The 25,683-nt window shown below is 40.7% G+C and carries 25 protein-coding genes; 11 read left to right on the plus strand and 14 right to left on the minus strand.

From position 1 onward, the window contains the following. Nucleotides 1-18 precede the first annotated feature (18 nt). On the plus strand, nucleotides 19-1,914 hold the full coding sequence (locus AC570H_RS08835; protein WP_497353803.1) for a DUF3858 domain-containing protein: 1,896 nt from the start codon (nucleotides 19-21) through the stop codon (nucleotides 1,912-1,914). 115 nt (nucleotides 1,915-2,029) lie between these two features. Beyond that, a complete protein-coding gene (locus AC570H_RS08840) occupies nucleotides 2,030-3,070 on the plus strand; it encodes a sterol desaturase family protein (protein ID WP_497353805.1) in 1,041 nt (346 codons plus the stop codon). Nucleotides 3,071-3,080: 10 nt separating this feature from the next. On the opposite strand, the gene AC570H_RS08845 is transcribed toward AC570H_RS08840, so the two are convergent. The 3 genes from AC570H_RS08845 to AC570H_RS08855 are packed head-to-tail and all read right to left on the minus strand — an operon-like array spanning nucleotide 3,081 to nucleotide 6,065. Further along, nucleotides 3,081-3,536 carry a GNAT family N-acetyltransferase gene (locus AC570H_RS08845; RefSeq protein ID WP_497353807.1) on the minus strand — a complete coding sequence of 152 codons (456 nt, stop codon included), beginning with the start codon at nucleotides 3,534-3,536 and terminating at the stop codon, nucleotides 3,081-3,083. Between the two features lie 23 nt (nucleotides 3,537-3,559). Beyond that, nucleotides 3,560-4,834, minus strand: a complete 1,275-nt coding sequence (locus tag AC570H_RS08850) for a M16 family metallopeptidase (protein ID WP_497353809.1) — start codon at nucleotides 4,832-4,834, stop codon at nucleotides 3,560-3,562. Then, nucleotides 4,827-6,065 (minus strand): M16 family metallopeptidase, encoded by a 1,239-nt coding sequence (locus AC570H_RS08855; protein ID WP_497353811.1) that lies wholly within the window; start codon nucleotides 6,063-6,065, stop codon nucleotides 4,827-4,829. Before AC570H_RS08855 ends, AC570H_RS08850 begins: the two co-directional genes overlap by 8 nt. A 408-nt stretch (nucleotides 6,066-6,473) precedes the next feature. On the opposite strand from AC570H_RS08855, the gene AC570H_RS08860 reads away from it, so the two are divergent. Beyond that, nucleotides 6,474-7,598, plus strand: a complete 1,125-nt coding sequence (locus AC570H_RS08860) for a CofH family radical SAM protein (RefSeq protein WP_497353813.1) — start codon at nucleotides 6,474-6,476, stop codon at nucleotides 7,596-7,598. 68 nt (nucleotides 7,599-7,666) lie between these two features. Here the strand turns inward: AC570H_RS08860 and AC570H_RS08865 are convergent, their stop codons facing one another. Both AC570H_RS08865 and AC570H_RS08870 read right to left on the minus strand, forming a co-directional pair. Next, nucleotides 7,667-8,527, minus strand: coding sequence for a ferritin-like domain-containing protein (locus AC570H_RS08865; RefSeq protein ID WP_497353815.1), 861 nt, complete (start codon nucleotides 8,525-8,527; stop codon nucleotides 7,667-7,669). A 12-nt stretch (nucleotides 8,528-8,539) separates the two neighbouring features. Continuing rightward, on the minus strand, nucleotides 8,540-9,259 hold the full coding sequence (locus AC570H_RS08870) for a ferritin-like domain-containing protein (protein ID WP_497353817.1): 720 nt from the start codon (nucleotides 9,257-9,259) through the stop codon (nucleotides 8,540-8,542). A 141-nt stretch (nucleotides 9,260-9,400) separates the two neighbouring features. Between AC570H_RS08870 and AC570H_RS08875 the strand changes: the two genes are divergently transcribed. From AC570H_RS08875 to AC570H_RS08890, 4 genes are all read left to right on the plus strand, one after another. Then, entirely contained in the window at nucleotides 9,401-10,180 is a 780-nt protein-coding gene (locus AC570H_RS08875; RefSeq protein WP_497353819.1) for a LytR/AlgR family response regulator transcription factor, read from the plus strand. Continuing rightward, nucleotides 10,170-13,112: a sensor histidine kinase gene (locus AC570H_RS08880; protein WP_497353821.1), complete on the plus strand. Its 2,943-nt coding sequence runs from the start codon at nucleotides 10,170-10,172 to the stop codon at nucleotides 13,110-13,112. The genes AC570H_RS08875 and AC570H_RS08880 overlap by 11 nt, the downstream gene beginning before the upstream one ends. A 449-nt stretch (nucleotides 13,113-13,561) precedes the next feature. After that, nucleotides 13,562-13,771, plus strand: coding sequence for a hypothetical protein (locus tag AC570H_RS08885; protein WP_497354918.1), 210 nt, complete (start codon nucleotides 13,562-13,564; stop codon nucleotides 13,769-13,771). A 72-nt stretch (nucleotides 13,772-13,843) separates the two neighbouring features. Further along, nucleotides 13,844-14,962, plus strand: a complete 1,119-nt coding sequence (locus AC570H_RS08890; protein ID WP_497353823.1) for a GNAT family N-acetyltransferase — start codon at nucleotides 13,844-13,846, stop codon at nucleotides 14,960-14,962. On the opposite strand, the gene AC570H_RS08895 is transcribed toward AC570H_RS08890, so the two are convergent. The 6 genes from AC570H_RS08895 to AC570H_RS08920 form a co-directional block, all read right to left on the minus strand. Beyond that, a complete protein-coding gene (locus AC570H_RS08895) occupies nucleotides 14,939-15,295 on the minus strand; it encodes a helix-turn-helix domain-containing protein (RefSeq protein WP_497353825.1) in 357 nt (118 codons plus the stop codon). The genes AC570H_RS08890 and AC570H_RS08895 overlap by 24 nt on opposite strands. A 33-nt stretch (nucleotides 15,296-15,328) precedes the next feature. Next, nucleotides 15,329-16,681 (minus strand): UDP-N-acetylmuramate--L-alanine ligase, encoded by a 1,353-nt coding sequence (locus AC570H_RS08900; RefSeq protein WP_497353827.1) that lies wholly within the window; start codon nucleotides 16,679-16,681, stop codon nucleotides 15,329-15,331. A gap of 70 nt (nucleotides 16,682-16,751) precedes the next feature. Further along, complete coding sequence (gene prmA / locus AC570H_RS08905) at nucleotides 16,752-17,591, minus strand: 50S ribosomal protein L11 methyltransferase (protein ID WP_497353829.1); 840 nt, start codon at nucleotides 17,589-17,591, stop codon at nucleotides 16,752-16,754. After that, nucleotides 17,591-18,352: a triose-phosphate isomerase gene (gene tpiA / locus AC570H_RS08910; RefSeq protein ID WP_497353831.1), complete on the minus strand. Its 762-nt coding sequence runs from the start codon at nucleotides 18,350-18,352 to the stop codon at nucleotides 17,591-17,593. Before tpiA ends, prmA begins: the two co-directional genes overlap by 1 nt. A gap of 22 nt (nucleotides 18,353-18,374) precedes the next feature. Continuing rightward, nucleotides 18,375-19,544 (minus strand): GlmU family protein, encoded by a 1,170-nt coding sequence (locus AC570H_RS08915; RefSeq protein WP_497353833.1) that lies wholly within the window; start codon nucleotides 19,542-19,544, stop codon nucleotides 18,375-18,377. A gap of 72 nt (nucleotides 19,545-19,616) precedes the next feature. After that, nucleotides 19,617-19,865 (minus strand): type B 50S ribosomal protein L31, encoded by a 249-nt coding sequence (locus tag AC570H_RS08920; protein WP_015807394.1) that lies wholly within the window; start codon nucleotides 19,863-19,865, stop codon nucleotides 19,617-19,619. 251 nt (nucleotides 19,866-20,116) lie between these two features. Between AC570H_RS08920 and AC570H_RS08925 the strand changes: the two genes are divergently transcribed. Beyond that, the gene (locus AC570H_RS08925) at nucleotides 20,117-21,736 is read left to right on the plus strand and encodes an amidase (protein ID WP_497353835.1); all 1,620 of its coding nucleotides are present in this window, start codon (nucleotides 20,117-20,119) and stop codon (nucleotides 21,734-21,736) included. Nucleotides 21,737-21,748: 12 nt separating this feature from the next. Here the strand turns inward: AC570H_RS08925 and AC570H_RS08930 are convergent, their stop codons facing one another. Then, nucleotides 21,749-22,036, minus strand: coding sequence for a hypothetical protein (locus AC570H_RS08930; protein WP_497353837.1), 288 nt, complete (start codon nucleotides 22,034-22,036; stop codon nucleotides 21,749-21,751). 150 nt (nucleotides 22,037-22,186) lie between these two features. Next, nucleotides 22,187-22,588 carry a methylmalonyl-CoA epimerase gene (gene mce / locus AC570H_RS08935; protein ID WP_497353839.1) on the minus strand — a complete coding sequence of 134 codons (402 nt, stop codon included), beginning with the start codon at nucleotides 22,586-22,588 and terminating at the stop codon, nucleotides 22,187-22,189. A 123-nt stretch (nucleotides 22,589-22,711) separates the two neighbouring features. On the opposite strand from mce, the gene AC570H_RS08940 reads away from it, so the two are divergent. The 3 genes from AC570H_RS08940 to AC570H_RS08950 all read left to right on the plus strand — a co-directional run bounded on the left by AC570H_RS08940 (nucleotide 22,712) and on the right by AC570H_RS08950 (nucleotide 24,860). Beyond that, nucleotides 22,712-23,923 carry an IscS subfamily cysteine desulfurase gene (locus tag AC570H_RS08940; RefSeq protein WP_497354910.1) on the plus strand — a complete coding sequence of 404 codons (1,212 nt, stop codon included), beginning with the start codon at nucleotides 22,712-22,714 and terminating at the stop codon, nucleotides 23,921-23,923. A gap of 108 nt (nucleotides 23,924-24,031) precedes the next feature. Continuing rightward, the gene (iscU, locus tag AC570H_RS08945) at nucleotides 24,032-24,445 is read left to right on the plus strand and encodes a Fe-S cluster assembly scaffold IscU (protein ID WP_497353841.1); all 414 of its coding nucleotides are present in this window, start codon (nucleotides 24,032-24,034) and stop codon (nucleotides 24,443-24,445) included. Nucleotides 24,446-24,533: 88 nt separating this feature from the next. Then, nucleotides 24,534-24,860 carry a HesB/IscA family protein gene (locus AC570H_RS08950; RefSeq protein WP_497353843.1) on the plus strand — a complete coding sequence of 109 codons (327 nt, stop codon included), beginning with the start codon at nucleotides 24,534-24,536 and terminating at the stop codon, nucleotides 24,858-24,860. A 68-nt stretch (nucleotides 24,861-24,928) separates the two neighbouring features. On the opposite strand, the gene AC570H_RS08955 is transcribed toward AC570H_RS08950, so the two are convergent. After that, nucleotides 24,929-25,642 carry a hypothetical protein gene (locus AC570H_RS08955; protein ID WP_497353845.1) on the minus strand — a complete coding sequence of 238 codons (714 nt, stop codon included), beginning with the start codon at nucleotides 25,640-25,642 and terminating at the stop codon, nucleotides 24,929-24,931. Nucleotides 25,643-25,683: the final 41 nt, after the last annotated feature.

The following is a 25,683-nucleotide window of genomic DNA, read 5'->3' on the forward strand; positions in this document are numbered from 1 at the left end:
GAATACAAACTTTAACAGATGAAAAAAACAATAACCAGCCTTTTATGCACATTGCTTAGTGTGTCCAGTTATGCCCAAGGCAATTACGATGCATCTAAAATTTACCCCAGCTTAACCAAAGACGCGGTTGCAGTTGTGCGTACCGAAGAACAGTTTTTTGATTTCAAAAGCATTAGCTCTGGTCAACTGGATTACAAAATTGCCATCACCGTATTGAATAAAGCTGGAGATGATTTTGCCGAAATGGCCGAAGGCTATGATAAGTTTTCAAACATTTACAACATTAAGGCGATACTTTATGATGCCAGTGGCAAAAAGATAAGAGAATATAAATCGTCCGACATCAAAGACATGAGCATGGTTTCTGACTACTCCATTTTTGAAGACAATCGCCTTAAGCTTTTAAAATTTTACAGTACCACTTATCCCTATACTATCGAATATAGCTACAGCCAGGATTATAAGGGTATTTTGTCTTTTCCCTCTTGGCGATCGATAAAAGGTTATGGCATTTCTACGGAAAAATCAGTATACACACTTCAGAAAAACCCTTCGGTTAAATTAAGATACTTGGCTAGTCCCAACCTAAAAACCGATTCGACAAAAAATGGCGACAAAACCCTTTATAAATGGGCTAGTGCCAATATACCTGCCATTAGCAACGAACCTTTCAGCACGGGCTTTGACAACGTGGTAGATTGGGTAAAGGTTTCGCCCAATGAATTCGAGTACGATGGCAGCCAGGGCAACTTTAACAATTGGAAGAATTTTGGAGCATGGATTTATAAGTTGAACGAAAATGGCAATAACCTCCCTCCTGCTACCAAGCAGATGGTTCAGAACTTAACCAAAGATGCTAAAACGCCAAAAGACAAAATGAGAATTTTGTACGGCTACCTGCAACAAAACACTAGGTATGTAAGCGTACAACTGGGTATTGGTGGCTTTAAACCAATTTTGGCAGAAAAAGTGGCTCAAGTAAATTATGGCGACTGCAAAGCATTATCTAATTATATGAAAGCCTTGCTCAACGAAGTGGGCATCAAATCTAACCTTATTATGATCGGAAATGGCATGCCAGGCTTAAATCCAACCTATTCTAGCATGGGGCAGGCCAACCACATGATTTTATCAGTACCATTGCCAAACGACACTACATTTTTAGAATGCACTAGTCAGCACATGCCAATGGGCTTTATCGGTTTTGACAATTCCGATAGAGATGTACTGATGGTTACCGAAGATGGCGGAAAGCTGGTACATACCCCTATTTACAACTCGAAAGACAATTTTCAGAACAGGAAAACAAAAATAAGTTTTGCGGATGATGAAACAGCCAATATAGCTATCAAAGCCACTTATGGCAATGCTCAATTTGAGAGCTATTTAAGTATGCTATTGATAGAGCCAACCGAACAGAGAAAAAGAATCATAGAGAGCAATGATATCCCTGGTGCCGAATTGGTTTCATTCAAATACGAACAGGCCAATAAAATGCTTCCTGTAATGACAGAAGACATTAATCTAAAAAGTAATCAATTGCTGAGCAAAGGTGGAGATAAGGCATTTTTAACCTTAAACCTGGTGAACCGCAGGGAAAGTGTTCCGGCAAAGCTAGACAGCAGAAAAACCTATTTTGCCGTTCCATTCAGTTATGAAGATCTAGATGAAATCAACTTTACCTTGCCTAAATCTTACAAGGTAGAGTTTATCCCAAAAGACATCAGCATTAGCTCTGAATTTGGAACTTATACTGCAAAATTCGTCACCAAAGACAATACCATTACCTACACGCGTACACAAACGATGTCAGCTAAAAAATTTCCGCCAGAAAAATACAATGAACTGGTCGATTTTTACAAAAAGATCTATCAGGCCGACAAACAGAAAGCTGTTTTGGCTAAAACACCATAAAAAAATCCCGCATTCAAAAGATGCGGGATTTTTTATGCAGTGTAACCGTACTAAAACGTTTTTGGAAAATTTATAGAATTGCCGTAAATTTAATTTTACAAATACCTCTAACCAAATGGAAAACTTTTTTATTGGGGTCAAAGATTGGCTCATTGGCTTTTTTGGCCTTGGTGATTTTTTAAAGCTATTAAGCACAAACGATTACAGCCAATTCCTTACCTGGAAAGGCACAACAGCTTTGATTGGCCCTATCATTCCTTTTTTGCTCTTATTCGAGATCATCAGGATGTTGCTTTACCGTAGATTTAAACTGGTAGATTACCGTATCTCTTTCTTCTCTTTAGTACTCAACTCTTTGGTGGGCAGGATCATTTCTATAGGCATGGTATCCATTTGCATCGGACTGTTTGGTAGGTTTGCCCCATTTAGCCTCGAAATCACCTGGTATGGACTTATCTACGGCTATATTGTATGGGAATTCGGCCATTTTATCTATCATTTTTTGGCCCATAAAGTAAGGTTATTCTGGTGCCTGCACTCTACCCACCATGCGCCGCAAACCATGAACTTATCGGTTAATTTTGCCCATTTTTTCCTCGAAGCGCCTTATGCTGACCTGATCCGAACAACCGTCTGCATATTATTAGGGGTAAGTCCTGCTTTGCTGTTTCTGATTATGTTTATTGATGGTACTTGGGGCTCTTTTATCCATATCGGAGAAAATGTATCCAAAGACGGTCGTTTTGGCTTTCTCAACAAGATTATCCTTACTCCTTCGCACCACCGGGTACACCATGCTAAAAACCCTTTATACATGGACACCAATTTCTGTAACCTCTTGCCTATTTGGGACCGTATTTTTAAAACCTACCAAGAGGAAGACAAAACCATTAATATCGAATACGGCATTACCCGAGAGATGAAAAAAAACAGCTTCCTAGATGCCTATTTTGGTGAAATCATCATCTTAGCCAAGGATGTTTGGCGTGCTCCCGGACTAAAAAACAAATTCCTGTACATTTTCATGCCTCCCGGATGGAGCCACACCAAGGAACACAAAACCGCCAAAGTAGTGAGAGACGAGTACCTCAAAGCACACCATCAGGAGCAGGACCAGACCTTTTATGATGAACGAAGCAAAAGCTTCTCTTCCTAATTACACCTAACTATTCGGCCTCGCAATGTTGCCTCAACTGTTTGGGACCTTGTGGCCAAATGAAAGCTGTTGTCTGTTTTTTCCAGCCCATGCTTTTATAAAAATCATCGGCACCAGGCGCGGCGCTTAAATTCACAAAGTGGTAGTTCTCTAACTGGTTGTTGAGCGTTGTCACTAGGTATTTGCCCAGACCCTGTTTTTGGTAATCGGGATCAACTACAATATCGGCCAGCATTGCATAATACCTGCCGTCGCCTACCACCCTGCCAAAAGCGATGATTTTATCTTCATCGAATACAAAAAGCGTAGTGGTACTGTTTTTAAAAGCGGCCGCTATTTCTGCTGCTTTGCGGTGCTTCCACTCTATTTTATAAAACAGCGAGATCACGTAATCCCAATCTATTGCAGCAAGGTCGGGATTGATTTTATAGGTATATTTTGGGTCTTCTTGAGAGATGATATTCATAAAAACTTTAAGCTAACAATAGATTATTTCTTGCCCACTACCACTCGGATCATGGCGTTCCAGTCTAAATAAACATTCGCAATGTCTTTTAGTTCTTCGGCACCCATTGTTTTTATGGTCTGGATATACCTATCGTAATAATCGTAGCCCAGGCCAGAGAAATAAATATTCTTAAACTTATCGGCATGCGAAAAAGCATTTTCTAAACTGCCCAGCATAGAACCCAACATGTAGTTGCGCACCAAGCCTAACTCTTCTTCGCTAATCAGTTCGGTTTTTAACAGGTTGATTTCTTTTTCTATTTCATTTAGCGCGCTTGCACAAACTTCTGTTCCCACCTCCGTGGCAATAAAGAAATAGCCCGCATGTCTTAGCGAAGCAATTCCAGATCCGATGCCATAGGTATAGCCTTTGTCTTCGCGGATGTTAGTCATTAAACGCGAGCCGAAATAACCACCCAATACACAGTTAAGCAATTGCAGGCCTGGAAAATCCTTGTGCTTACGCGTAATGCTCAAATTACCCATACGAATAGCGGATTGTAAAGCATCTGCCTTCTCTACATAAACTTCTTGACCATTTACCGCATCAAAGCTAAAATCATTTACAATAGAAGATCCTTGGTTTTCCCATGTCCCACCGAAAACCTGGTTCAATAAGGCAAATTCATGGTCTTCAAATTTACCAGCGGCCACAATCGTACAATTATAGGGCTGGTAGGCCACTTTAAAATAGCTGAGTAATTCAGCTTGCGTTAAGGCGTCATAATCTTCGAGCGTAATATCAACGCCATAAGGAGTTTGTCCAAAAATAGCATTGGCAAAGGTCTTTCTTGCCAAGAAATCATTCTTCTGCAAATTAACCTGTAGGCGCTGCTTTTGGTTTTGGATGTAAATATCAAGCTCGTGCTTTGGAAAAATGCTTTCGTTAATGATTGACCAAACAATGGGCAAAACGGCTTTTAAATGCTTGTTTAAGCTATACAGCGTGATCGTGGTTTGATCTGCAGCATATTCAGTCTGTAAAAAAGCACCATAATAATCTACCTTTTCGGCAATTTCTTTAGCCGACAATGTTTTGGTTCCATTATTGATCAAACCGTTTACCGCTACAGCCTGCAATGGCTTGCTCTGGTCCCAGTTTACGTTTTCGAAGATGAATTCGATCCTAACCAATTCCTGTTTGCCCGCATTAATGGTAAATACTTTAATGCCGTTATCCAGCTGCTGTGTTTTAGGATCAATAAAATGAATAGCGGTAACCTGCTTAAAATCAGGCGCTGTGGTACGGTTAAGCATTGGCTAAATAATATAAGGTAGACGATTTTTCTTTAACAAAAGTTTGGGCAGCTACGTGTTGAAGCTGTTCGGCAGTAATCACCAAATACTTGTCTATTTCGGTACTCAGCTTAGCTGCATCGCCTAAAAGTTCGTAATAAGCCAAATTCATGGCTTTATCCAATAAGTTCATTTCGGCAAATACCATAATCGATTCGGATTTGTTCTTTACCTTGGTCAGCTCTTCTTCGCTCACCTGTTCCTGGCTTATTTTTTCCAGTTCTTTCCAAATGGCTTTTTCTGCATCTTCCATGGCTACACCGGCAACCAGTTTACCTTCAACCACAAACAAGCCTTCATCTAGGCTACTGGTAATGTAGGCATTGATCTCGCTGAACAGCTTTTGCTCTTTAAGGAGGCTATTGTACAAACGCGAAGATTGGCCCTGAGAAAGGATATCAGACAGCAAATCATAAACCTGATAATCCGAATCCAATCTTGCCGACATTTTAAATGCGATATAAATGGCATTTAGAGGCACATTGGCATTCACCGTTAAGGCTCTGGCTTCTAGTTGCTCGGGCTCCTGAGGTAAATTCCTTACATATTTATCGCCGGCAGGAATAGGCTCGAACCATTTTTCGGCCAGCTTTTTTACTTCTTCGGTTTTCACATTGCCACCAACTACCATAATGGCATTTTGGGGATTGTAATGTTTTTTAAAGAAGGCTTTTACATCGGCCATTTGCGCAGTTTCAATCTGTGCCAGGTCTTGGCCAATGGTTGCCCACTGATAGGGATGTTTTTGATAGGCCAACGGTCTCAGTTTAAGCCAAACATCGCCATAAGGCTGGTTAAGGTATCGTTGCTTAAATTCTTCCATCACTACATTGCGTTGGGTATCTAAGCTCTTTTCAGAAAAAGCCAAGCTCAGCATCCTATCGCTTTCAAGCCAAAAGGCTGTTTCTAGGTTAGCTGCAGGCAAGGTGATGTAATAGTTTGTAATGTCGTTGCTGGTAAAAGCGTTGTTTTCGCCACCTACGCGTTGCAAAGGCTCGTCGTAGCTTGGAATGTTAACCGAGCCCCCAAACATGAGGTGCTCAAATAAATGGGCAAAGCCTGTTCTTCCCTCTTCTTCGTCCCTTGCCCCTACATCATATAAAATATTCAATACTGCCATTGGTGTGGTGTCGTCTTCATGTACCAACACTTTTAAGCCATTCGACAGCGTAAAACGATTAAAATCTACCATATTATTTTTTAAGGAGCGTAAATATAGAGAAAAAGGCAAGATGGATAAGGTAAAAAAGAAGATGTGTCTGTTTTATGATAAATTCGGTTCATTGTTATCATTTGTTCATTGGTATAATGTTAAATTGCTAATCGCAAACTAAAAACTGCTTATTGGTTCGTTCATGGACTCGTCATGCTTGATACCGATCCAGTATCTGTCTAGAAATAGATCCTTCACTGCGTTCTGGATGACAAGCCGTCTAAGAGATTGCTTCGCAGGCTTGCAATGATGTTTGGCTAAGCCCCCAGACAATAGACTATCAACTATGGACTATCGACTTCAGACTTCCCGACTATGGACCATCGACTAAAAGACTATGGACTAATTTTACACCCACCTTACATCCCTTTTAATTATCTTTGTGTTATGAATACTGCCGATTTATTACAGCGGGCGCTAAAATTCGATTTCTTAAGCAAAGAAGAAGGCGTTTTTTTATACCATAATGCCACTACAGCCGAACTGGCTTATGTAGCCAACGAATTGAGAAAGATACAAGTTCCAAGTGGCAAGGTTACCTGGCAGATCGACCGTAACGTAAACACCACGAACGTATGTATTGCCAACTGTAAATTCTGTAATTTCTTTCGCAGGCCGGGCCACGACGAAAGCTATATTACCGATATCGAAACCTACAAGGTTAAAATAGAAGAAACTTTTCGCTTGGGCGGAGATCAGCTTTTGCTGCAAGGCGGGCACCATCCCGATTTAGGCCTGAGCTTTTATGCCAATTTGTTTAAGCAGCTCAAAGAACTTTATCCAGACCTGAAACTGCATGCCTTAGGTCCGCCAGAAATTGCGCACGTAGCCAAATTAGAAGGTATTTCGCATACCGAAGTGCTAAAAGAACTCAAAGCTAACGGCATGGATTCTTTGCCTGGTGCAGGTGCAGAAATCCTAAACGACCGGGTTAGAAGACTGATTTCAAAAGGCAAATGTGGGGGCCAGGAATGGCTGGATGTGATGCGCGCCGCCCACCAGCTTGACATCACTACTTCGGCCACCATGATGTTTGGCCATGTAGAAACCATTGAAGAGCGTTTTGAACATTTGGTATGGATTAGAGAAGTACAAAGCGAAAAACCGGCTGAAGCCAATGGCTTCTTGGCCTTTATTCCTTGGCCTTTTCAAGACGATGGCACCCTCTTAAAACGCTTAAGGGGAATTAGCAACAACGTAACCGGCGACGAATATGTGCGCATGATTGCCTTGAGCAGGATCATGTTGCCAAACGTTAAAAATATACAGGCCAGCTGGCTTACCGTAGGCAAGGCTGTAGCACAATTGTGCCTTCATGCAGGTGCCAACGATTTTGGATCGATCATGATCGAGGAAAACGTGGTATCGGCTGCCGGTGCACCCCATCGCTTTACGGCAAATGGCATTCAGAGCGCCATTAGAGAAGCTGGTTTTGAGCCTCAGCTCCGCGGACAAAAATACAATTACCGCGAACTGCCAGCTCATTTGGAAGAACAGGTCATCACCTATTAATAGAAAAGGGGAAAGACTGATAGCCTCTCCCCTTCAACTTAAAACCAATAAAAAACTTAACAATTATTCTAGGTCAATCTTTTGCTTGGGATGATGAATAGGTTGGCAATATTTTTTACCGCTGCGCCTGTTAAAAATTCATCAAATGATTCTGCGGCAGCGGCTTTGGTAATTCCGCTAAAACCACCAATACCGGTAATTTCTACATTAGCCTGTACCGTATTGTTTTCACCCGCATAAACTCCATCTGCAGCAGTTACACCAGTATCATTTGAGATTCCATTCGGTCCCAAACTAATCCAAGGCTTTAAGGCCACGCCTAAATTTGCAGCTGTCATTTGGCGCAAATGCGATGCATGACGGGCTTCAACAGAGTGGATCTGCAATGCGGTTGTTAAAACTGGCATGCCTTTTAAAATAGGTGCCTGTCCTTTATAAGCCCTCACCCCTGTATCTTCGAAAGCCGTGGCTACTTTTAAGAAAGTAGAATAATTGGTATATACATCTCCAAATGTACCTCCAGCCGTGAAATCAAAATCGGTATAAGCCAATGGTGTTCTGGCATTTGCACCCAAGGCGGTAACCAACAAATCGACATGCGCTTTCTCATGATCGCGAATGGTGGTGATAGCCGTTAACGGTGCCCCTGTAGGAATTAAGCCTGGTGCAGCAGCTACCGCATGGTTGTAAAAATGGTATTCTAAATATTCTAACGATAGCGCAAAGTTTAAAACGTCGTTTACGCTACTCGGATTAGTTTGTCCGTATGCTTTTTGAAACATCGAACCTAAAGCTAATGGAAGGGCCGCTAAAGATATTTTCTTTCCCATGTTGAAAAAATCCTTCATGGCTGCTCTTCTCGGGCTCAGTCTCTCATAGATTTCGCCGTCAACTTTTTCAATTTCTTCTAATATGTTTACAATGTTCATGATTTCTAGGTTTTAAAGATTGATAACGTTGATGTTTGTTTTGATAAACGGTTTAGCCAAAGCCAAAACTTTATCAGGAGTTAATGCGCCATCTAAACCATTGGCGTTAACAGCACCAAAAGCACTGAGGCTCGCCAAATCGGCAAAGCTTCCATTAGAAATCTGATCTCTTACCCAAGCTGCATGACGTGCTTCCACAGAAACGATTTGGCCTGCAATTACTAAATTAGCAGCATTGGTTAACCTCACGCCAGCTCCATTATAAGCAGCAACGCCTAAATCTTCAAATGTTTTGGCTGCACCCAATACGCTGCTTGCGCTGGTGAAATCGATGGAAGAGAAATTCACTTCCAAGCTTCCAATTGCCGAAGCGCTTAAAGCTTTTTTAAAGAATTCGCGGTGGGCAATTTCATGAAACTGTACATCCTGGAAATAGTTTTTTTGAGCAGTAGTAAAGCCAGAAGGCGGATTTGAAGCTACCTGGATGTAAAACGCCGCTTCCAGCTGTTCTAAGGCATAGGCATAATTCAATACGCCGGTATCATCTTTAAAATCCAGCGTTACGCCACTGCCAACGGGTTGGTATCCCCTGTCTTTTTTACAGCCTGCCGCTACAAGCGCCAAAGCGGCCGCACTTGCCCCTGCATATTGCAGAAAAGAACGGCGTTGTAGTTTGGCATCCAAAATATTGCTTTCCTCCTGCAACACATTTTGTTCGTTCAAATTTTCCATAAGAATGAAATTTAAGTTTAAGGTTCAATTAATTAGGTCTTGAGTTAACATACGCAAGTTGAACTCCCTTGGATTTTAAACCGCATAATATTTCCTATTTCCTGCTATTTTTGATAAATTAAGCCCTATTAAAACTGACCTATGCTCAATGCGATAATAGTTGATGATGAAGAGTTTGCACGTTCCTCGCTTTATTTCCTGCTTCAGGAAAACTGCGAAAATGTAAATATTATGGGTATTGCCAAGTCGGTAAACGATGCCAGGGCCTTGCTGAGCCAATATAGTGTAGACTTGATTTTTTTAGACATTGCCATGCCCGGCGAAAACGGTTTCGAACTTATCCCCCAGGCCCAAAATGCCAATGCTACGGTTATTTTTACCACAGCTTACGATCAATATGCCCTTAAAGCCATCAAGGCAAATGCCCTCGATTACTTGCTCAAGCCCATTGATATCGACGAATTGAAGGAGGCTGTAGAAAAAGCCACCAAGTACATCAAAATGAACAAGGCCGAAAACAACCGCAACGAAAGCCTTAAAAACCTGGCCAGCGACCTGAGCGAGCGCTCTGCCATTAAAAAAATAACATTGCCCAGCGGACAAGGTTATCGATTGGTTGATATAGACGAAATCATACGCATCGAAGCGGATAGCAATTACTCGGTTTTTCACCTTAACAACCTCGAAAAAATCGCAGTTTCTAAAATTTTAAAGGAATATGAGGAAATTTTGCCCGAAGAACGCTTCGTGCGTATCCATAAATCGAGTATTGTTAACCTCAAATATGTAAAAGAATACAATTCTAAAAATGGCCTGCAGGTAGTATTGACCAACGGCGAAGCCATCAACGTATCACGCAGAAGGGCAAGCGATTTTTTCGATGCCATTAAAGCCTATACTAACATCCAAAGTGAGAGCTAGAACCTATTTGCATTTGCTTTTTGCCGGCTTGGCCCTGTTTCTTTTCGCCAATGTAAAAGCTGTTGCCCAAACAGCCTATCTGCCCCACTACACCACCAAAAACGGACTGCCCAGCAACAATTGCTACTATACCCTGCAAGATAAAAAAGGCTACATCTGGATTGCTACCGATGCTGGCGTAAGTCGCTTTGACGGTACCATGTTTGAGAATTTTTCTGTTGATGATGGCCTGCCCGATAACCAGGTGCTCCAATTAAGGGAGGATAAAAAAGGAAGGATTTGGTTCCTTTCGCTCAACGGGCAGCTGAGCTACTTTTATAATGGCAAGATCTACAATCCAGATAATGATAAACAACTGAAAAAACTCAATTTCAATGCGGTAATTGTTTCTTTTTTCGAAGACAGCAAAGGCAGGATCTGGTTTGGCACCAACAAAAACATTATTGGCGTATGGGATGGCGAATCGCTTTTCAAATACAGCTCGCCCAATATGGAGAAACAATATGCCAATGCTTTTATTTACGAAGACCTGCATGGTAATATTTGGGCCTACAGTACTACAGCGAGTTTTCTGTACATCAGGAACAATTTTGTATTGATAGAAGACAATTTTCTGCCTTTATCTTATAAAACGCTTTCGTTAACCAAAGAAAAACTGGTTTACTTTTTAAATAAGGATGGTTTAAACATCAAATCTGGCGCCATGAGCAGGCCAGTGCTGCGCGTTGACCCAGAACTGCTGAACAATAGTCCGGGCTATATCTATGCCAACGACAATGAGCTGTGGCTCAGCAATAACAGTGGTGTTTACGTTATAGACTACGATGGAAAGACCAAGCAGCTTTTAAAGAATGTCGATGTAAATCAGGTGATCAAAGACCATAACCATAACATGTGGTTTACCACTAAAAACGGTGTTTATCGCTTGCCCGCTTCAAGAGAAAGATTATACATCATCAACAAAGACCAGGGTTTAAGCAATGAAGTGGTAAAAAGCGTAACCAAAGATGAAAAAGGAAGGCTTTGGCTGGGCATGAACAATGGCGAGCTCAACATCATGAACCTCAAATCGAAAACCGTTGAGCAATTGAGCATTCCCGATAAGAAAAAATACAATAACATTAAGCAATTAATGGTTGATGAAAAGAACCATACCACTTATTTTGCCTCCGATTATGGCTTGGGAACTATTCCTTCAACTTATCCGCAACAAAAGGCTATCCGCTACCTTAAGGAAACCAATAATTCGGTATTTGTAGTCAAGAATTTCAGTATTGACACCGGTGCCAAACTGGCCCTCTCTTTATCATCTGGCGTGGTGATTGTGAACGACCGCAAGCACAAACTCGAGTTCTCTTCTTTAAACTATAAGGAAGAACAAGACTATTTTAAAGACCGCTCCTATCGCGTATTTTATGACAGGGCACAAAACCTATGGTTTTCTAATGTAAGCGGGCTTTCCGAATTCAACCAAGGCGTGCTCAATAAATATTATGAACGAGCATCGCTGTTGACCAAAAGGATCAACGATATTAAGGAATTGCCCAATGGCGCTTTGGCCATGGCAACAGATGGCTACGGAATCGTCATTTTTCAAAACGGTAAGGTCATTAAACGCATTACCCAAAAAGATGGCCTCAACAACAACATCATCAATAGGTTATTTGTAAAAGACAATTATTTATGGGCGATTAGCAATACAGGCATTACACGCATTGCCACTGCCGGAAACAAGTTTAGCATCAACTCTTTCGATTATGCAAACGATCTCCTGTCTGATGACTTAAACGACCTATATATTGATGCAGATACCGCTTATTTCGCCACCAATAATGGCTTGGTCTATTTTGCCCACAACCAAAGGGCGGCACAAACCAAAGCCCCGAAAGTTTATATTTCTTCGGCACTCAATAACAAAGAAGTACTCGATTTAAGCTCGCCCAGTTTTACGCTAAAGCCAGATGAGCGCAACATTACTTTTAACTACAGCGCCATCGATTTTAAAAATAGAAAGATATTATACAGGTATAGGCTAAAACCTGATGCCAATTGGTCTGAAACCAAAAACAGGCGCTTGGAGCTTTCTTCGCTCGAACCGGGCAATTATTGCTTTGAGGTAAGCGCGAAGACCCAGGACAGTCCTTGGAGCGCGCCTGCGAAGATCAGTTTTGTGCTCGAAAAACATTTTTGGCAAACCTGGTGGTTCTTTCTTTTGATGCTGGCAATTGGTGGCTATCTCTTATATGCCATAACCGTAAGCATTACCAAAAGGCAGAAAAACAAGGAACAAGAACAATTATTACTGAAGAACAAGATATTGATGTTGGAACAGCAGGCATTGCAAGCCATGATGAACCCCCACTTTGTATTCAATGTGATGAATTCCATTCAGCATTACATCAATACCAAAAATACCTCATCGGCCAATAAGGTGCTTACCGGCTTTGCAAGACTGATTAGAAAAAACCTTGAAATCTGTACCAAGAGCTATATCAATTTAGAAGAAGAAATCGAATACCTCAACCTCTATCTCAGCTTGGAGAAAAACCGCTTTGGAGATAAGCTCATTTACAGCATCCAGTTAGACCAACAAATTGATAAGGAAGAAACACTTATTCCTTCTATGCTTTTGCAGCCTTATATAGAGAATGCCATTTGGCACGGCATTATGCCAAAGGAAGAAGGTGGAGAAGTAACCATCAGTATTACCCAACAGGATGACGATTATTTGGGCATAAAGATAATAGATGATGGAGTAGGCATTAAAAACTCCTTGCAGCAGAAGAATGGCACGCACCAAAGCAAAGGCATGACCCTCACCAAGGAAAGGATCAATTTATTGAACAAAATTGAAGCAAAACCTATACAACTGTATATAGAACAGAATGGAGAAAGCGGCACTTCTATTACTATTTTGGTTCCTTTGAAGTAAATTTTACCGTTTACTCAATTATTCATACCACTCACTAAATATTCTCCAATCATTGTCCGAATAGCATTAAACTTGTTATAAGATATTCAACAACCCAGAAGGGTTTGTTATAAAAGCGTTCTTATAGGATTGACAAAAGATATTTTTTAACCTAACCTAAAACTATATCTCAATTCAGGTTTCATTTGTGTGTTAAAAGCGTCCCGAAAAAATCGAGACGCTTTTTTGCTTTATAAGCAATCTCCTATCTCTTCGGCAACAGAAAACCAGCAGTTAACTCCTTGCATTTCAAGCCCTGAAAAAATTCAAAAAAACTTTCAGAAAGCACGATTTTATATTAATTTTGAAGTAAATAAAATTCTAAAAAACAGGTTTCTTTCTATTTAAAAAGATTTTTTGTAATTTAGAGTAAACGTTAAAACTTTCCGACAATTAATATTTTTTGTGTTATGAAAACGCCAAAAAAACCTATTCAGAAAAACCCAATGAACAAGCCGATGTCTAGCAAAAAGGAATCAGATGAAGATGAAGAAGACGATGATATCCAAGATCGCGATGTCAGAGACGAAGAAGATGACGACGACTTTGACATGCCGTTGGATGATTTAGACACCTTCGAAAGTTTTGACGACGATGACGACGACGATGACAGATATTAATTAGATTAAAATCTTATATTTAAAAGCATCCTTTTAGGGTGCTTTTTATTTTAAATCCATTACCCCTAGCAAATGAAGATTGTACCCGTTAAGGACAAAGGAACGCAAAGAGAATTTTTAAATGTTGTAGCAAGCATCTATAAGGATGATTTAAATTGGATCCGTCCGCTGGATCAAGACATAGAAAAAATATTCGACGAAGAGCAGAACACATTCTTTAAGCATGGCCAGTGTACAAGATGGATCCTGGTAAACGAGCAGGGCCAAACCATTGGCCGCGTGGCAGCTTTCATTAACGAGAAAAAAGCACATCAATACGAATTGCCAACTGGCGGGATGGGTTTTTTCGAATGCATCAACAAAAAAGAAGCTGCCTTTCTATTATTTGACACCGCCAAAAACTGGTTGCTTTCCAAAGGCATGAAAGTAATGGAAGGTCCGATTAACTTTGGCGAAAATGATCAGTTCTGGGGGCTATTGGTAGAAGGCTTTACCCCACCTTCTTATGGCATGAATTATCACCTGCCCTATTACCAAAAATTCTTTAGCGACTATGGCTTCGAAACGGCCTATGAACAGCTTACCAACCACATTAACCTTACGGTTCCATTTCCAGAAAGGTTTACCAAAATTGCCAATTGGGTAGCCAACAAGCCAGGCTATACTTTTGAGCATTTCGAAAAAAGCAAGGCCAAGAAATACATCAAAGACCTGATGGAAATCTATAATGATGGTTGGAGCGATTTTGAAAACTTCGTACCTATTAAACAGGAAACCCTCGAAGAAAGCTTTAAGCAAATGGAAGTAATCATGGACGAAAAGCTCATTTGGTTTGCCTACTTCAATGGCGAACCGGCCTCTTTCGTGGTGATCATTCCAGATGCCAACCAAATGATTAAAGGTCTTGACGGCAAATTGGGACTATTAGAGAAGCTGAAATTTGCTTACAGGCGCTGGGTGGGTGTAACCAGAATGCGCGCTATTGTAATGGGTACCAAATCTGCCTACCAAAAACACGGATTGGAATCCGTGCTTTTTATCAAGTTAAAAGAGTACGTTATACCAAAAAATCAATATAAGGAACTAGAACTTTCGTGGGTAGGCGATTTTAATGAGAAAATGATTGCCATACATCAAGCTACTGGAGCTGCATTTGGCAAGCGGCATTTAACCTTGAGAAAAACTCTTTGATGCCGAAACATTTCTGAGTTCTTCATACAGATCGATGATCTTTTTCTGCAACTTGGTGATTTCCTCTTCCTTATGAGATAGCTTTTCTTTTAACATGCCCACTTCGAGCGGATTGATAGCCTGCACGCCTTTTCCGTCGTAAGAAATGATTTCCAGTGTTGAAACTTCAAAAAGCTTTGCGATTTGGTCTAGCCTAGAAATATTGATGTCTGTAATGCCAGTTTCGATTTTCGAAAATGCAGGGATAGAAATATCAAGCCGCTTGGCCACTTCTCCCTGGCTCCAGCCTTTTTTTTGGCGGAGCTGTCTGATGTTTTTTCCGATTGTGTTCATTTGATTTCTTTAGGTAAATAGAGTTATGTATAACTATACATTCAACTCTAATGCCAATTTAATCAAATCCATGCCCCCAAAATTACCGGAGCTCATCAATAGGAGGTTAGTTTTAGAAAAATTTAGGGAACGCAAATAGGCTTCCAACTTTGATGCCTGGTTAAAAAACAGAATCCTTTCATCACCAAAAGATGTTTGAACATCTATTTCGTTTAGAGGTTCCATTTTCTTCTGACTAAATGTTTTTTCATCTATGTAAACAATCGCTTGGTCAGCATCTTTCATCGTATCCTTATATTGCTGCAAGAAAGTTTTATTCAGGCTACTAAAGGTATGCAGTTCAATACAGGCAACTAATTTTCTGTCTTTGAATTGTGCCTTAACAGCATCAATCGTGGCTTTTAACTTAGATGGCGAATGTGCAAAATCCTTGTATACGTTCGTTTGTGCTACACTGTTCAACAATTCCAAACGCTTGGCTGCACCTGTAAAAGATGCAATGGCCTGGTTAAAATCATCATCACCGATACCCAATTCCTTGCAAACCAATTTAGCAGCATTTAGATTCATCAAATTATGGTCGCCAAACACCTTTAAAGCGGTATGTTGAGGCAATATATATGTTACTCCATCTAATACTTCATGTGGCGGAATACCGTAAGGAACCTGCTCAATACTTTCGTTTGAGTTAACGACAATTTTTCTTAATTCTATATCACTTTTACAATAAATCAACTTTCCGCCCGGCTGTATCGCTTCGATAAATTTTTTAAACTGGGAAATATATTCCTCAAATGTTGGAAAAACGTTGATATGATCCCATGCTATTCCACTAATTACACCAATGTTTGCATGGTACAAATGGAACTTTGGCCTGCGGTCTATCGGCGATGCCAAATACTCGTCGCCTTCGATAATGATAACCGGCGCCGAATCGGTTATTTTAACCATCGTATCAAAACCAGCCAGTTGCGCACCAACCAAATAATCAAAATCGCGATGGTAATAATTAAGCACATGTAAAATCATCGAAGTGATGGTCGTTTTGCCATGGCTGCCACCTATTACTACCCTTAACTTATCTTTCGATTGTTCGTAGATATACTCTGGATAAGAATAGATCTTCAAGCCCATTTCCTGGGCTTTTAACAGCTCCGGATTATCCAGCCTGGCATGCATGCCCAAAATAACAGCGTCCAGGTCAGCAGTAATCGCAGATTCATTCCAGCCCATCTCTGCAGGCAAAAGTCCGCAATTGGCCAATCTGCTGCTCGACGGTTCGAAAATCACATCGTCAGAGCCAGTAACCTTAAATCCTTTTTTATGTAGGGCAATGGCCAAATTATGCATGGCACTGCCACCTATAGCGATAAAATGTATACGCATATTTAAATGTTGAATGTTGTAAAGTTAGCAAGTTGAAACGTTAGAATATTCAAACATTTCAACCTTACAACTATTTTTTCACAAATTGAGTGGCTACCCAATCGCCAAGCTTTTTGTGGTCTATATAAACCAGGTTAAAATCGGCACAATGCGTCTTAATCATCTCCAGGTCTGGGTTTTCATAAAAGCCGCTAAAGAAAATACGTCCATTCTCTTTTAATACCCTTGCGTAATCAGCAATTTGATCAAGCAGAATATTACGGTTGATATTGGCCAATATGACATCAAATTCAGTGTTTGGAATAGCTTCTTTGCTGCCACAAAATGAAGTGAGGTTGCTGATCTCGTTCAATTCGGCATTTTCGATCGTACTGCGGTGACAAACCTCGTCGTTATCGATGGCTACAATTTGCTTTGCGCCTCTTTTGGCTGCCAGAATACCCAATATACCTGTTCCTGCTCCCATATCTAGCACCAACTGATCGGCAACAGCTGCTTCCAAAATGTACTGCATCATCATGGTCGTAGTTTGATGATGGCCAGTACCAAAGGCCATTTTCGGATCGATTACAATTTCATACTCATATTGTGGCTGTGCTTCGTGGAAAGTAGCGCGAACATAGCAGTTGTCGGTAATCACCAGCGGACTAAAGTTCTTCTCCCACTCCTCATTCCAGTTCTGGGTCTCGATTTCATTTACCAGATAGGTATACTGAAGTTCATCTCCAAAACCTGCCAAAACCTCGTTCAGTTGAGCTTCGTTGAACTGATTGGCCAGAATAAAGGCATCAAAGCCTTCCGCTGTATCTTCAAAAGTATCAAAACCAATTTCGCCCAAAGCCGCTACCAACAAATCTTTTTGGTATTCTTCAATTTGGCTAAACTGAAAAGCCACTTGTTTATAATCCATTACGAATTAAAGGTTTTGATAATGTCTACAAAATCACGCGATTTCAGGGAAGCTCCACCAATCAAACCCCCATCAATGTCATGCTGCGCAAACAATTCGGGCGCATTTTTTGCATTGCAGCTGCCACCATATAAAATAGTGGTATTATCGGCAATAGTGCTTCCGTATTTGGCTTCGATTTCTGATCTGATAAAAGCATGGATATCCTGCGCCTGCTCTGGCGTTGCCGTTAAGCCTGTACCGATAGCCCAAACAGGCTCGTAAGCCAATACAACCTTAGTAAAATCATCGGCGGTTAAGCCAAAAACACCATTTTCCAATTGGGTTTTTAGCACATGGTAATAGCTTCCGTTGTTTCTTTCATCAAGCGTTTCGCCAACACAAAAGATTGGAGTAAGGTTATTTTTAAGGGCTAGATCGGTTTTTTGAGCCAACAAGGCATCCGATTCGGCAAAATACTGTCTACGTTCAGAATGGCCGATAATTACATATTCGCAACCTACCGATTGCAACATTTTAGCCGAAATCTCGCCTGTAAATGCACCACTTTCGTTTTGGTGACAGTTTTGCGCGCCAATTTTAACTATTCCGCCAGCTAATTGCGACAAGCTGTTCAAATGGATAAATGGAGAACAGATCACGGCAATCTGATTGCCTTTTCTTTCATCTCTCACCATATTTACGATTTCCGAGAATAGAGATAACCCATCTTGGTAATCCATATTCATTTTCCAGTTGCCTGCAACTATCTTCTTTCTCATAATTCTTTATTGTTTTGTTGGATTAAAACCCTCTGTATTGTTCTGTTATTTCAAAAATATGCGCCAAAATCGCTTGGTCTGTTTCGCTTAGTGCCTCTTGTTTCCTGGCCAGTACTTTCTCTGCAGTAGCCAGCATTTTCTCTAAACGGTAGGTTTCGAAGCCCTGCGCGCCACCCCAGCTAAAATCTGGAATATGGTTGGGCGGAAAACCAGCGCCAAAAACATTGGCACTCACTCCTACTACCGAACCGGTGTTAAACATGGTATTGATGCCACATTTTGCATGATCAGCCATAATCAATCCGCAAAACTGTAGGTTGGTATCCCGCATTTTTTGCGCTTCATAATCGTACAGCTTGACATTGGCATAATTGTTCTTGAGGTTCGAGTTATTGCTATCTGCACCAATATTGCACCATTCGCCCATTACCGAGTTGCCCAGGTAACCTTCGTGTCCTTTAGACGAATTGCCCCAGATCACCGCATTATTGATTTCGCCACCTACCCTACAGTTGGGGCCGATGGTACTACCCGAATAAATTTTGGCACCCATTTTTACCGATGAATTCTCGCACAGCGCAAAAGAACCGCGAATGGCGCTGCTTTCCCAAACCTCTGAATTTTTACCTAAATAAATCGGTCCGTAAGTAGTATTGAAAATGCTGCAGCTCGCTTTTACGCCTTCTTCCACGAAGATATGATCGCCTAAAACCCTATTTGTTCCATCTAGCTGTGCCGATGTTCTTCCTTTGGTGAGCAAGGCAAAATCTTTTCTTATTTCTATAGGATTGAGGCCAAATAGCTGCTCGGGGTAAACGATATGGATAAAATCTCCATTAAAAGCGATAGGCTTCAGTTGCGATAAAACCTGAACTTCCAACATCGAAACCGATGAAGAATAGGCAATGATCAATTCGCCCTTAACCAGTACCTCACCATCTTTGAGCGCCGTTACGGCTTCCAGCAACGCTTCATCTGGGCAAATCGAGCCGTTAATGTAAAGCGATGAATCGAGGGCAGGATATTTAGCACTGAGATAAGGTTGCGTTAAGTAACCAAAATCGGAATTGAGGTATTTTGCCCATTTTTCGGCAATAGTTAAGATACCTATCCTTAAATTTGCCACCGGCCTTGTAAAGGTCAATGGCCTTAGCGAAAGCCAAGACTTGTCATCAAATAAATTGATTGTCATAAGCTACAAAAATAAAAAAAGTCCCGAGGCATTTGCACGGGACTTTCAATTATTTTATGCTTAAAGCTAAAATTATTTCTTAGCGTAACGAGTTTTGAATTTATCGATACGACCAGCTGTATCTACCAACTTCATTTTACCAGTATAAAAAGGGTGTGAAGTGTGAGAAATCTCTAATTTGTATAATGGATATTCATTTCCATCTTCCCATTTAATAGTTTCTTTAGTGTCAACACATGATTTTGTCAAGAAAGCATAGTCGTTAGACATATCTTTAAATACAACAAATCTGTAGCTTGATGGATGCAAATCTTTTTTCATTTGAATATTATTTAAGTTTTATGTGTATGAAACTTCAAGAATAAGGTTGCAATTTGCTGGCAACGCTACTTATGAATGTCTCAAATTAGTCTTTTAATTTCTTCGCCCTAATTTTAGAGGATGCAAATATCCTAATTTTATTTTTCATTTACAATACTAATTCAATTAAAATTTGAGAGAAATTCTAAATTGTACAAAAGCTTAAATGATTTAGACTTATATTTATCGTACCAAGCCTTAGGCCTCAAACAATGAACAGAAGAAATTTCCTTAAAAAAAGCACAGTAGCCGGATTAATATCAACGGTTGGCGTTGCTGCAAACGCCATGCTCCCCTCTCCTTCAAGCGAAACCAGTGCTGCCTTGGCAACTGATTTTGAGCTGAACGAAATTACCATTGGCCAACTGCAAAACAAAATGGAAAATGGCCAGCTCAGTGCCAAATCGTTAACCAAAAAATACCTGAAAAGAATAGCCGAAATAGACAAAAATGGCCCAAAACTAAATGCGGTTATCGAGATAAACCCGGATGCATTGATTATTGCCGCCCAGTTAGACGAGGAAAGAAAAAATGGAAAAGTAAGAGGCCCTCTTCATGGCATACCGGTATTGATAAAAGACAATATCAATACTGGCGACAAGATGCAGACCACTGCAGGTTCATTGGCTTTGGAAGACAACATTGCCAGTGAGGATGCATTTATCATCAAACAATTGCGCGAAGCTGGAGCCGTAATTTTAGGCAAAACCAATTTGAGCGAATGGGCCAACTTCAGGTCATCGAGGCCCAGCAGCGGCTGGAGCAGCCGTGGTGGACAAACCAAAAACCCTTATTGCCTCGACAGAAGTCCAAGTGGCTCGAGCTCTGGCTCTGGCGCAGCGGTGTCTGCCAATTTATGCGTCGTTGCAATCGGCACAGAAACCAATGGTTCTATTACTGCTCCAGCGTCTTATAATGGCGTAGTAGGCATTAAACCAACAGTTGGTCTGCTCAGCAGAAGTGGAATTATCCCTATCTCAAAAACGCAGGATACTGCCGGACCAATGACCAGAAGCGTAACCGATGCGGCATTGCTCCTTGCTGCATTGACCGGAACTGACCCAAAGGATGAAGCAACAGCAAACAGCAAACCTGAAAAGGATTATACACAGTTCCTTAAAACCGAGGCCTTGAAAGGAAAGAAAATCGGTATCGAAAAGTCATTTCTAAGTGGACACGAAGGCGTTGTTGCACTTTATAAAAATGCAATTGAGCGATTAAAGGAGCTGGGGGCAACCATTATTGAAATAGAACTTTTAAAAGAGCTCAGGCCTATAGGGAGCGCAAGCTTTACCGTATTGCAATGTGAATTTAAAGACGGTGTAAATGCTTATTTGGCCAAATCTAATGCAAAAGCAAAAAGCCTAAGCGAAGTAATTGCCTTTAACAAGGCCAACGAAGCCAAAGCCATGCCTTATTTTAAGCAGGAAACCCTCGAAAGCAGCGATAAAGCACCAGACCTGAACAGCAAAGAATATAAAGAAGCAGTAGCCAAAACCACTTCATCGAGAAAAACCATTCTTGATTTAATGGCCAAAAACAATCTCGATGCCATTGTAGGCACTACTTATGGTATTCCATCTAATATTGATTTGTTAAACGGCGATTATGGAAGCGGTTTCTACTTTGCTTCTCCAGCGGCTATGGCTGGCCTGCCTCATATCACCTTGCCCATGGGCAGGATTTACGAATTACCGGTAGGCTTGTCTATTATTGCAGGGCCTTACGAAGAAGGAAAGATCTTGGGCATGGCCTATGCTTTTGAACAGGCCACCAAACATAGATCGGCACCAAAATTTATCAGGTCTTCTAACTTTTCGTCGGGTATTTAGGTTGCACCGGCTTTAATTGCTGTATTTTTTCCAGGTTTCTATCTTGGCCTTTTGGCGTTCGATGTAAGCCTTGGCAATTACTTCGGCTGAGTTTTTATTTTCGCTGTTTTCCAATAGCTCCTTGAGCTTGTATTGGTCTACATCAGCCCTATAGAGAATCTGTAGGAGCTTCGAGAAATCATTTTCTACCAAATAATCAAACGAGTTGACTAAGATGTTATAGAGCTGTTCCTCATTTAGGTTTTCGGCTATATCGAAATCCTTACTTACTATTTTTATTAATGCGATCGTATCGCTCATGCGTTTTGTTTTTATTTATTTGCTGCTTGTTATTAGTTAGCAGTTGTTGGTTTTCAATTAGCAATTTGACAATCAACCAATTCTCCAGTGACTAATAAACTCACCACTTCTTCCCTCTCACCTCTTCCATCTTCCATTTTACCTTTTACCTTATTTAATTTCTTGGCAAAGCTCTACCAGTACGCCGTTACTATCTTTGGGATGCACAAAACAGATCAGTTTGTTGTCTGCCCCCTTTTTGGGTTCTGCATTCAGCAGGGTAAAACCTTCGTTTTTCAACCGTTCCATTTCTGCATATATATCTTCCACATCGAAGGCAATATGATGGATTCCTTCGCCTTTTTTGTCTAGAAACTTGGCAATGGCACTATCTGGTCTGGTGCTCGACAGCAATTCGATCTTGTTAAGGCCCACTTTAAAAAATGCCGTACTCACCCCTTCCGACTCTACCGGTTCTGTTTTGTAACAAGCCGTTCCAAGCAGTTTTTCGTAGGTATTGCAAGCCTGTTGCATATCTTTAATGGCAATGCCGATGTGTTCTATTTTGTTCATATCAATGTAAACCGTTAAGCAAATGTAAAAATGCGGGTTTTACCTATAGGTTCATAGCTATTATTTATAATTGTTCGAAAACTTTTTTCGTATCTTTGTGTATTGAATAACAATTGATAGATGATGGAACTTCCAATTTACTTAGATAATAATGCTACCACGCCTCTTGACCCGAGAGTGCTTGAGGCCATGTTGCCTTACTTTACCAATAAATTTGGCAATGCGGCTAGCCGTAACCATGCTTTTGGTTGGGTAGCCGAAGAGGGTGTTGATTATGCGCGTGAGCAGGTAGCAAAATTAATTGGTTGTACAGATAAAGAGATCATTTTTACCTCTGGTGCTACAGAAGCCGATAATTTAGGTATTAAAGGCGTTTTTGAGATGTACCAAGATAAAGGTAACCACATTATAACTGCCACCACAGAACACAAAGCTGTATTGGATACTTGTAAGCACTTAGAAAAATTAGGTGCAAAGGTTACTTATTTGAACGTAAAAGAAGATGGCTTGATCGATTTGCAGGAGCTTGAAGCGGCAATGACAGAGAAAACCATTTTGGTAACCATCATGTACGGCAACAACGAAATTGGCGTGGTTCAACCGATTAAAGAAATTTCGGCAATTGCACACAAACATGGCGCATTGTTTATGACAGATGCAACCCAGGCTGTTGGCAAAATTCCAGTGAACGTAAACGAAGATGGCATTGACTTGATGGCTTTCAGTGCACATAAAATGTACGGTCCTAAAGGTGTTGGCGTTTTATATGTACGCAGAAAAAACCCAAGAGTTAAAGTTACCGCACAAATGGACGGTGGCGGCCATGAGCGTGGCATGCGTTCGGGTACCTTAAACGTACCGGGCATTGTTGGCTTGGGTAAAGCTTGCGAACTGTGCAGGTTAGAAATGGAATCTGAGGCAACGCGTTTATCAGCTTTGCGCGATAAATTGGAAAGCGCATTGACTACTTTAGAAGAAAGCTATGTAAACGGAAACCGTGAGCACCGCTTGCCACATGTAGCCAATATCTCTTTCAAATATGTAGAAGGCGAAGGCTTGATGATGGCGATGAAAGATTTGGCGGTATCATCTGGTTCGGCCTGTACTTCGGCTTCTTTAGAGCCATCTTATGTATTGAAAAGCTTAGGCCTTTCTGATGATTTGGCACACTCTTCGATCCGTTTCGGTCTTGGCCGTTTTACTACCGAAGAAGAAGTAGACTACGCAATTGAGAATACCAAGAAAGCCGTAAACCACCTGAGAGACCTTTCTCCACTTTGGGAAATGTTTAAAGATGGCGTAGACTTGAGCAAAATCGAGTGGGCTGAACACTAATCCAGTTAACAGTTTTTTGGTTTGCAGTTCTAAACTGACAACTGAGCACTGTAAATTGAAAACTAATTAATAAAATCACCTCCAAAAGGAGACTTAAGAATAGAAAACATGGCATATTCAGAAAAAGTAATTGATCACTATACCAACCCCCGCAACGTTGGTACTTTAAATAAAGACAGCAAAACCGTAGGTACTGGTTTAGTTGGCGCACCAGAATGTGGCGACGTAATGCGTTTGCAAATCGAAGTTGATTCAAACAACGTAATTACCGATGCCAAATTCAAAACCTTTGGCTGTGGTTCGGCTATCGCCTCTTCTTCTTTGGCTACAGAGTGGCTAAAAGGAAAGACCATTGATCAGGCATTGGAAATTGACAATATGGACATCGTTGAAGAGTTGGCATTGCCACCTGTAAAAATCCACTGTTCTGTATTGGCAGAAGATGCAATTAAATCGGCAATTAACGATTACCGTGTTAAAAACGGTTTAGAAGCATTGGTTTTAGAAAAATCACATCACTAGAGAATGATGTAAAAAGGTAAAGTGTATGACGTAATAATAAGCGTAAACATTTGATCTTGCTACTCGATACTCACTACTTGATATTATTATGATTACCATAACCGATAAAGCAAAAAGCAAAATTGACCACCTTATGCAGGATTCCCAATTGGGTTCTGACTACTTTTTACGTGTTTCTGTAAAGGGCGGTGGCTGTTCTGGGTTATCCTATAATCTTGATTTCGACAACGAAGCAAAGACAGGAGACCAGTTTTTTGAAGACAGGGGCATTAAAATTGCCTTAGATATGAAATCATTCCTATACCTTGCCGGCACTGAACTCGATTTTACCGATGGCTTAAATGGCAAGGGCTTTAACTTTAACAATCCAAACGCCAGCCGTTCTTGTGGCTGTGGCGAAAGTTTTTCTGTTTAATATTACTTAATAAAAGCAAAAAGGCGTGCAGGGTATTCCTGACACGCCTTTTTCATGTTCAAACATTTTTATTGAGGGCGCATGCCTTTTTGTGAAAGATTTAAAAAGTTTTCATTTTGCTTTGCTGCTGTTTTGCTTTCAAAATTTATAGATTCAGAAACTTTATCGCTATCGTAGGCTACACGTCCCTGTCCTTCTTTAATTACATCAGGTGCGCCATGAGAATGATCAACATTTAGAATACCTACTATGGCATTTTTGATAGTATTACCTTCCTTTTCGCCCGACATTAAAAAAGCAAAATAAGAATAATAGCTTCCCCTACTAGATTTAACCTTGCCATAAACCGTAAACTTATTTCCATTGCCACTAATAGCAGTTACAATACTGGTATCAGCGGTGCTGATAAAGTTTTTGCCCAATATTTTTATGCTGAAATCCTTAGTGCTTTGTTCATAAAGCTTTACTTTTCCCGGAGTGAAAGTATATCCAGGGCTTACATCACCAGGTATATTGCTGCTTTTAAGTATAAATGGAGAGACCAAATAAGCGCCCTCAACATTTGGGGCCTTTGTTCCGGTATTGATTTGAAATCCAAGTTTGGTTAACGAATCAATGTATTTTTGAGGAATAATATCACTGATCTTCTTGTTCAAGATTTCCTCGTCTTTTGGATTAATATCCTTGCTTTTAGAACAGGCGCCAAGCTGCATCAATCCTATCACAATTAACGCTAAGGGGATCAGCCTTGTAATCCCGAATTTAAGTTTCAAGTTTTTCATAGAATGGTTTTTATTTTTTACATAACCATGCTACTTGCAAG

Source organism: Pedobacter sp. B4419, assembly GCF_059693725.1.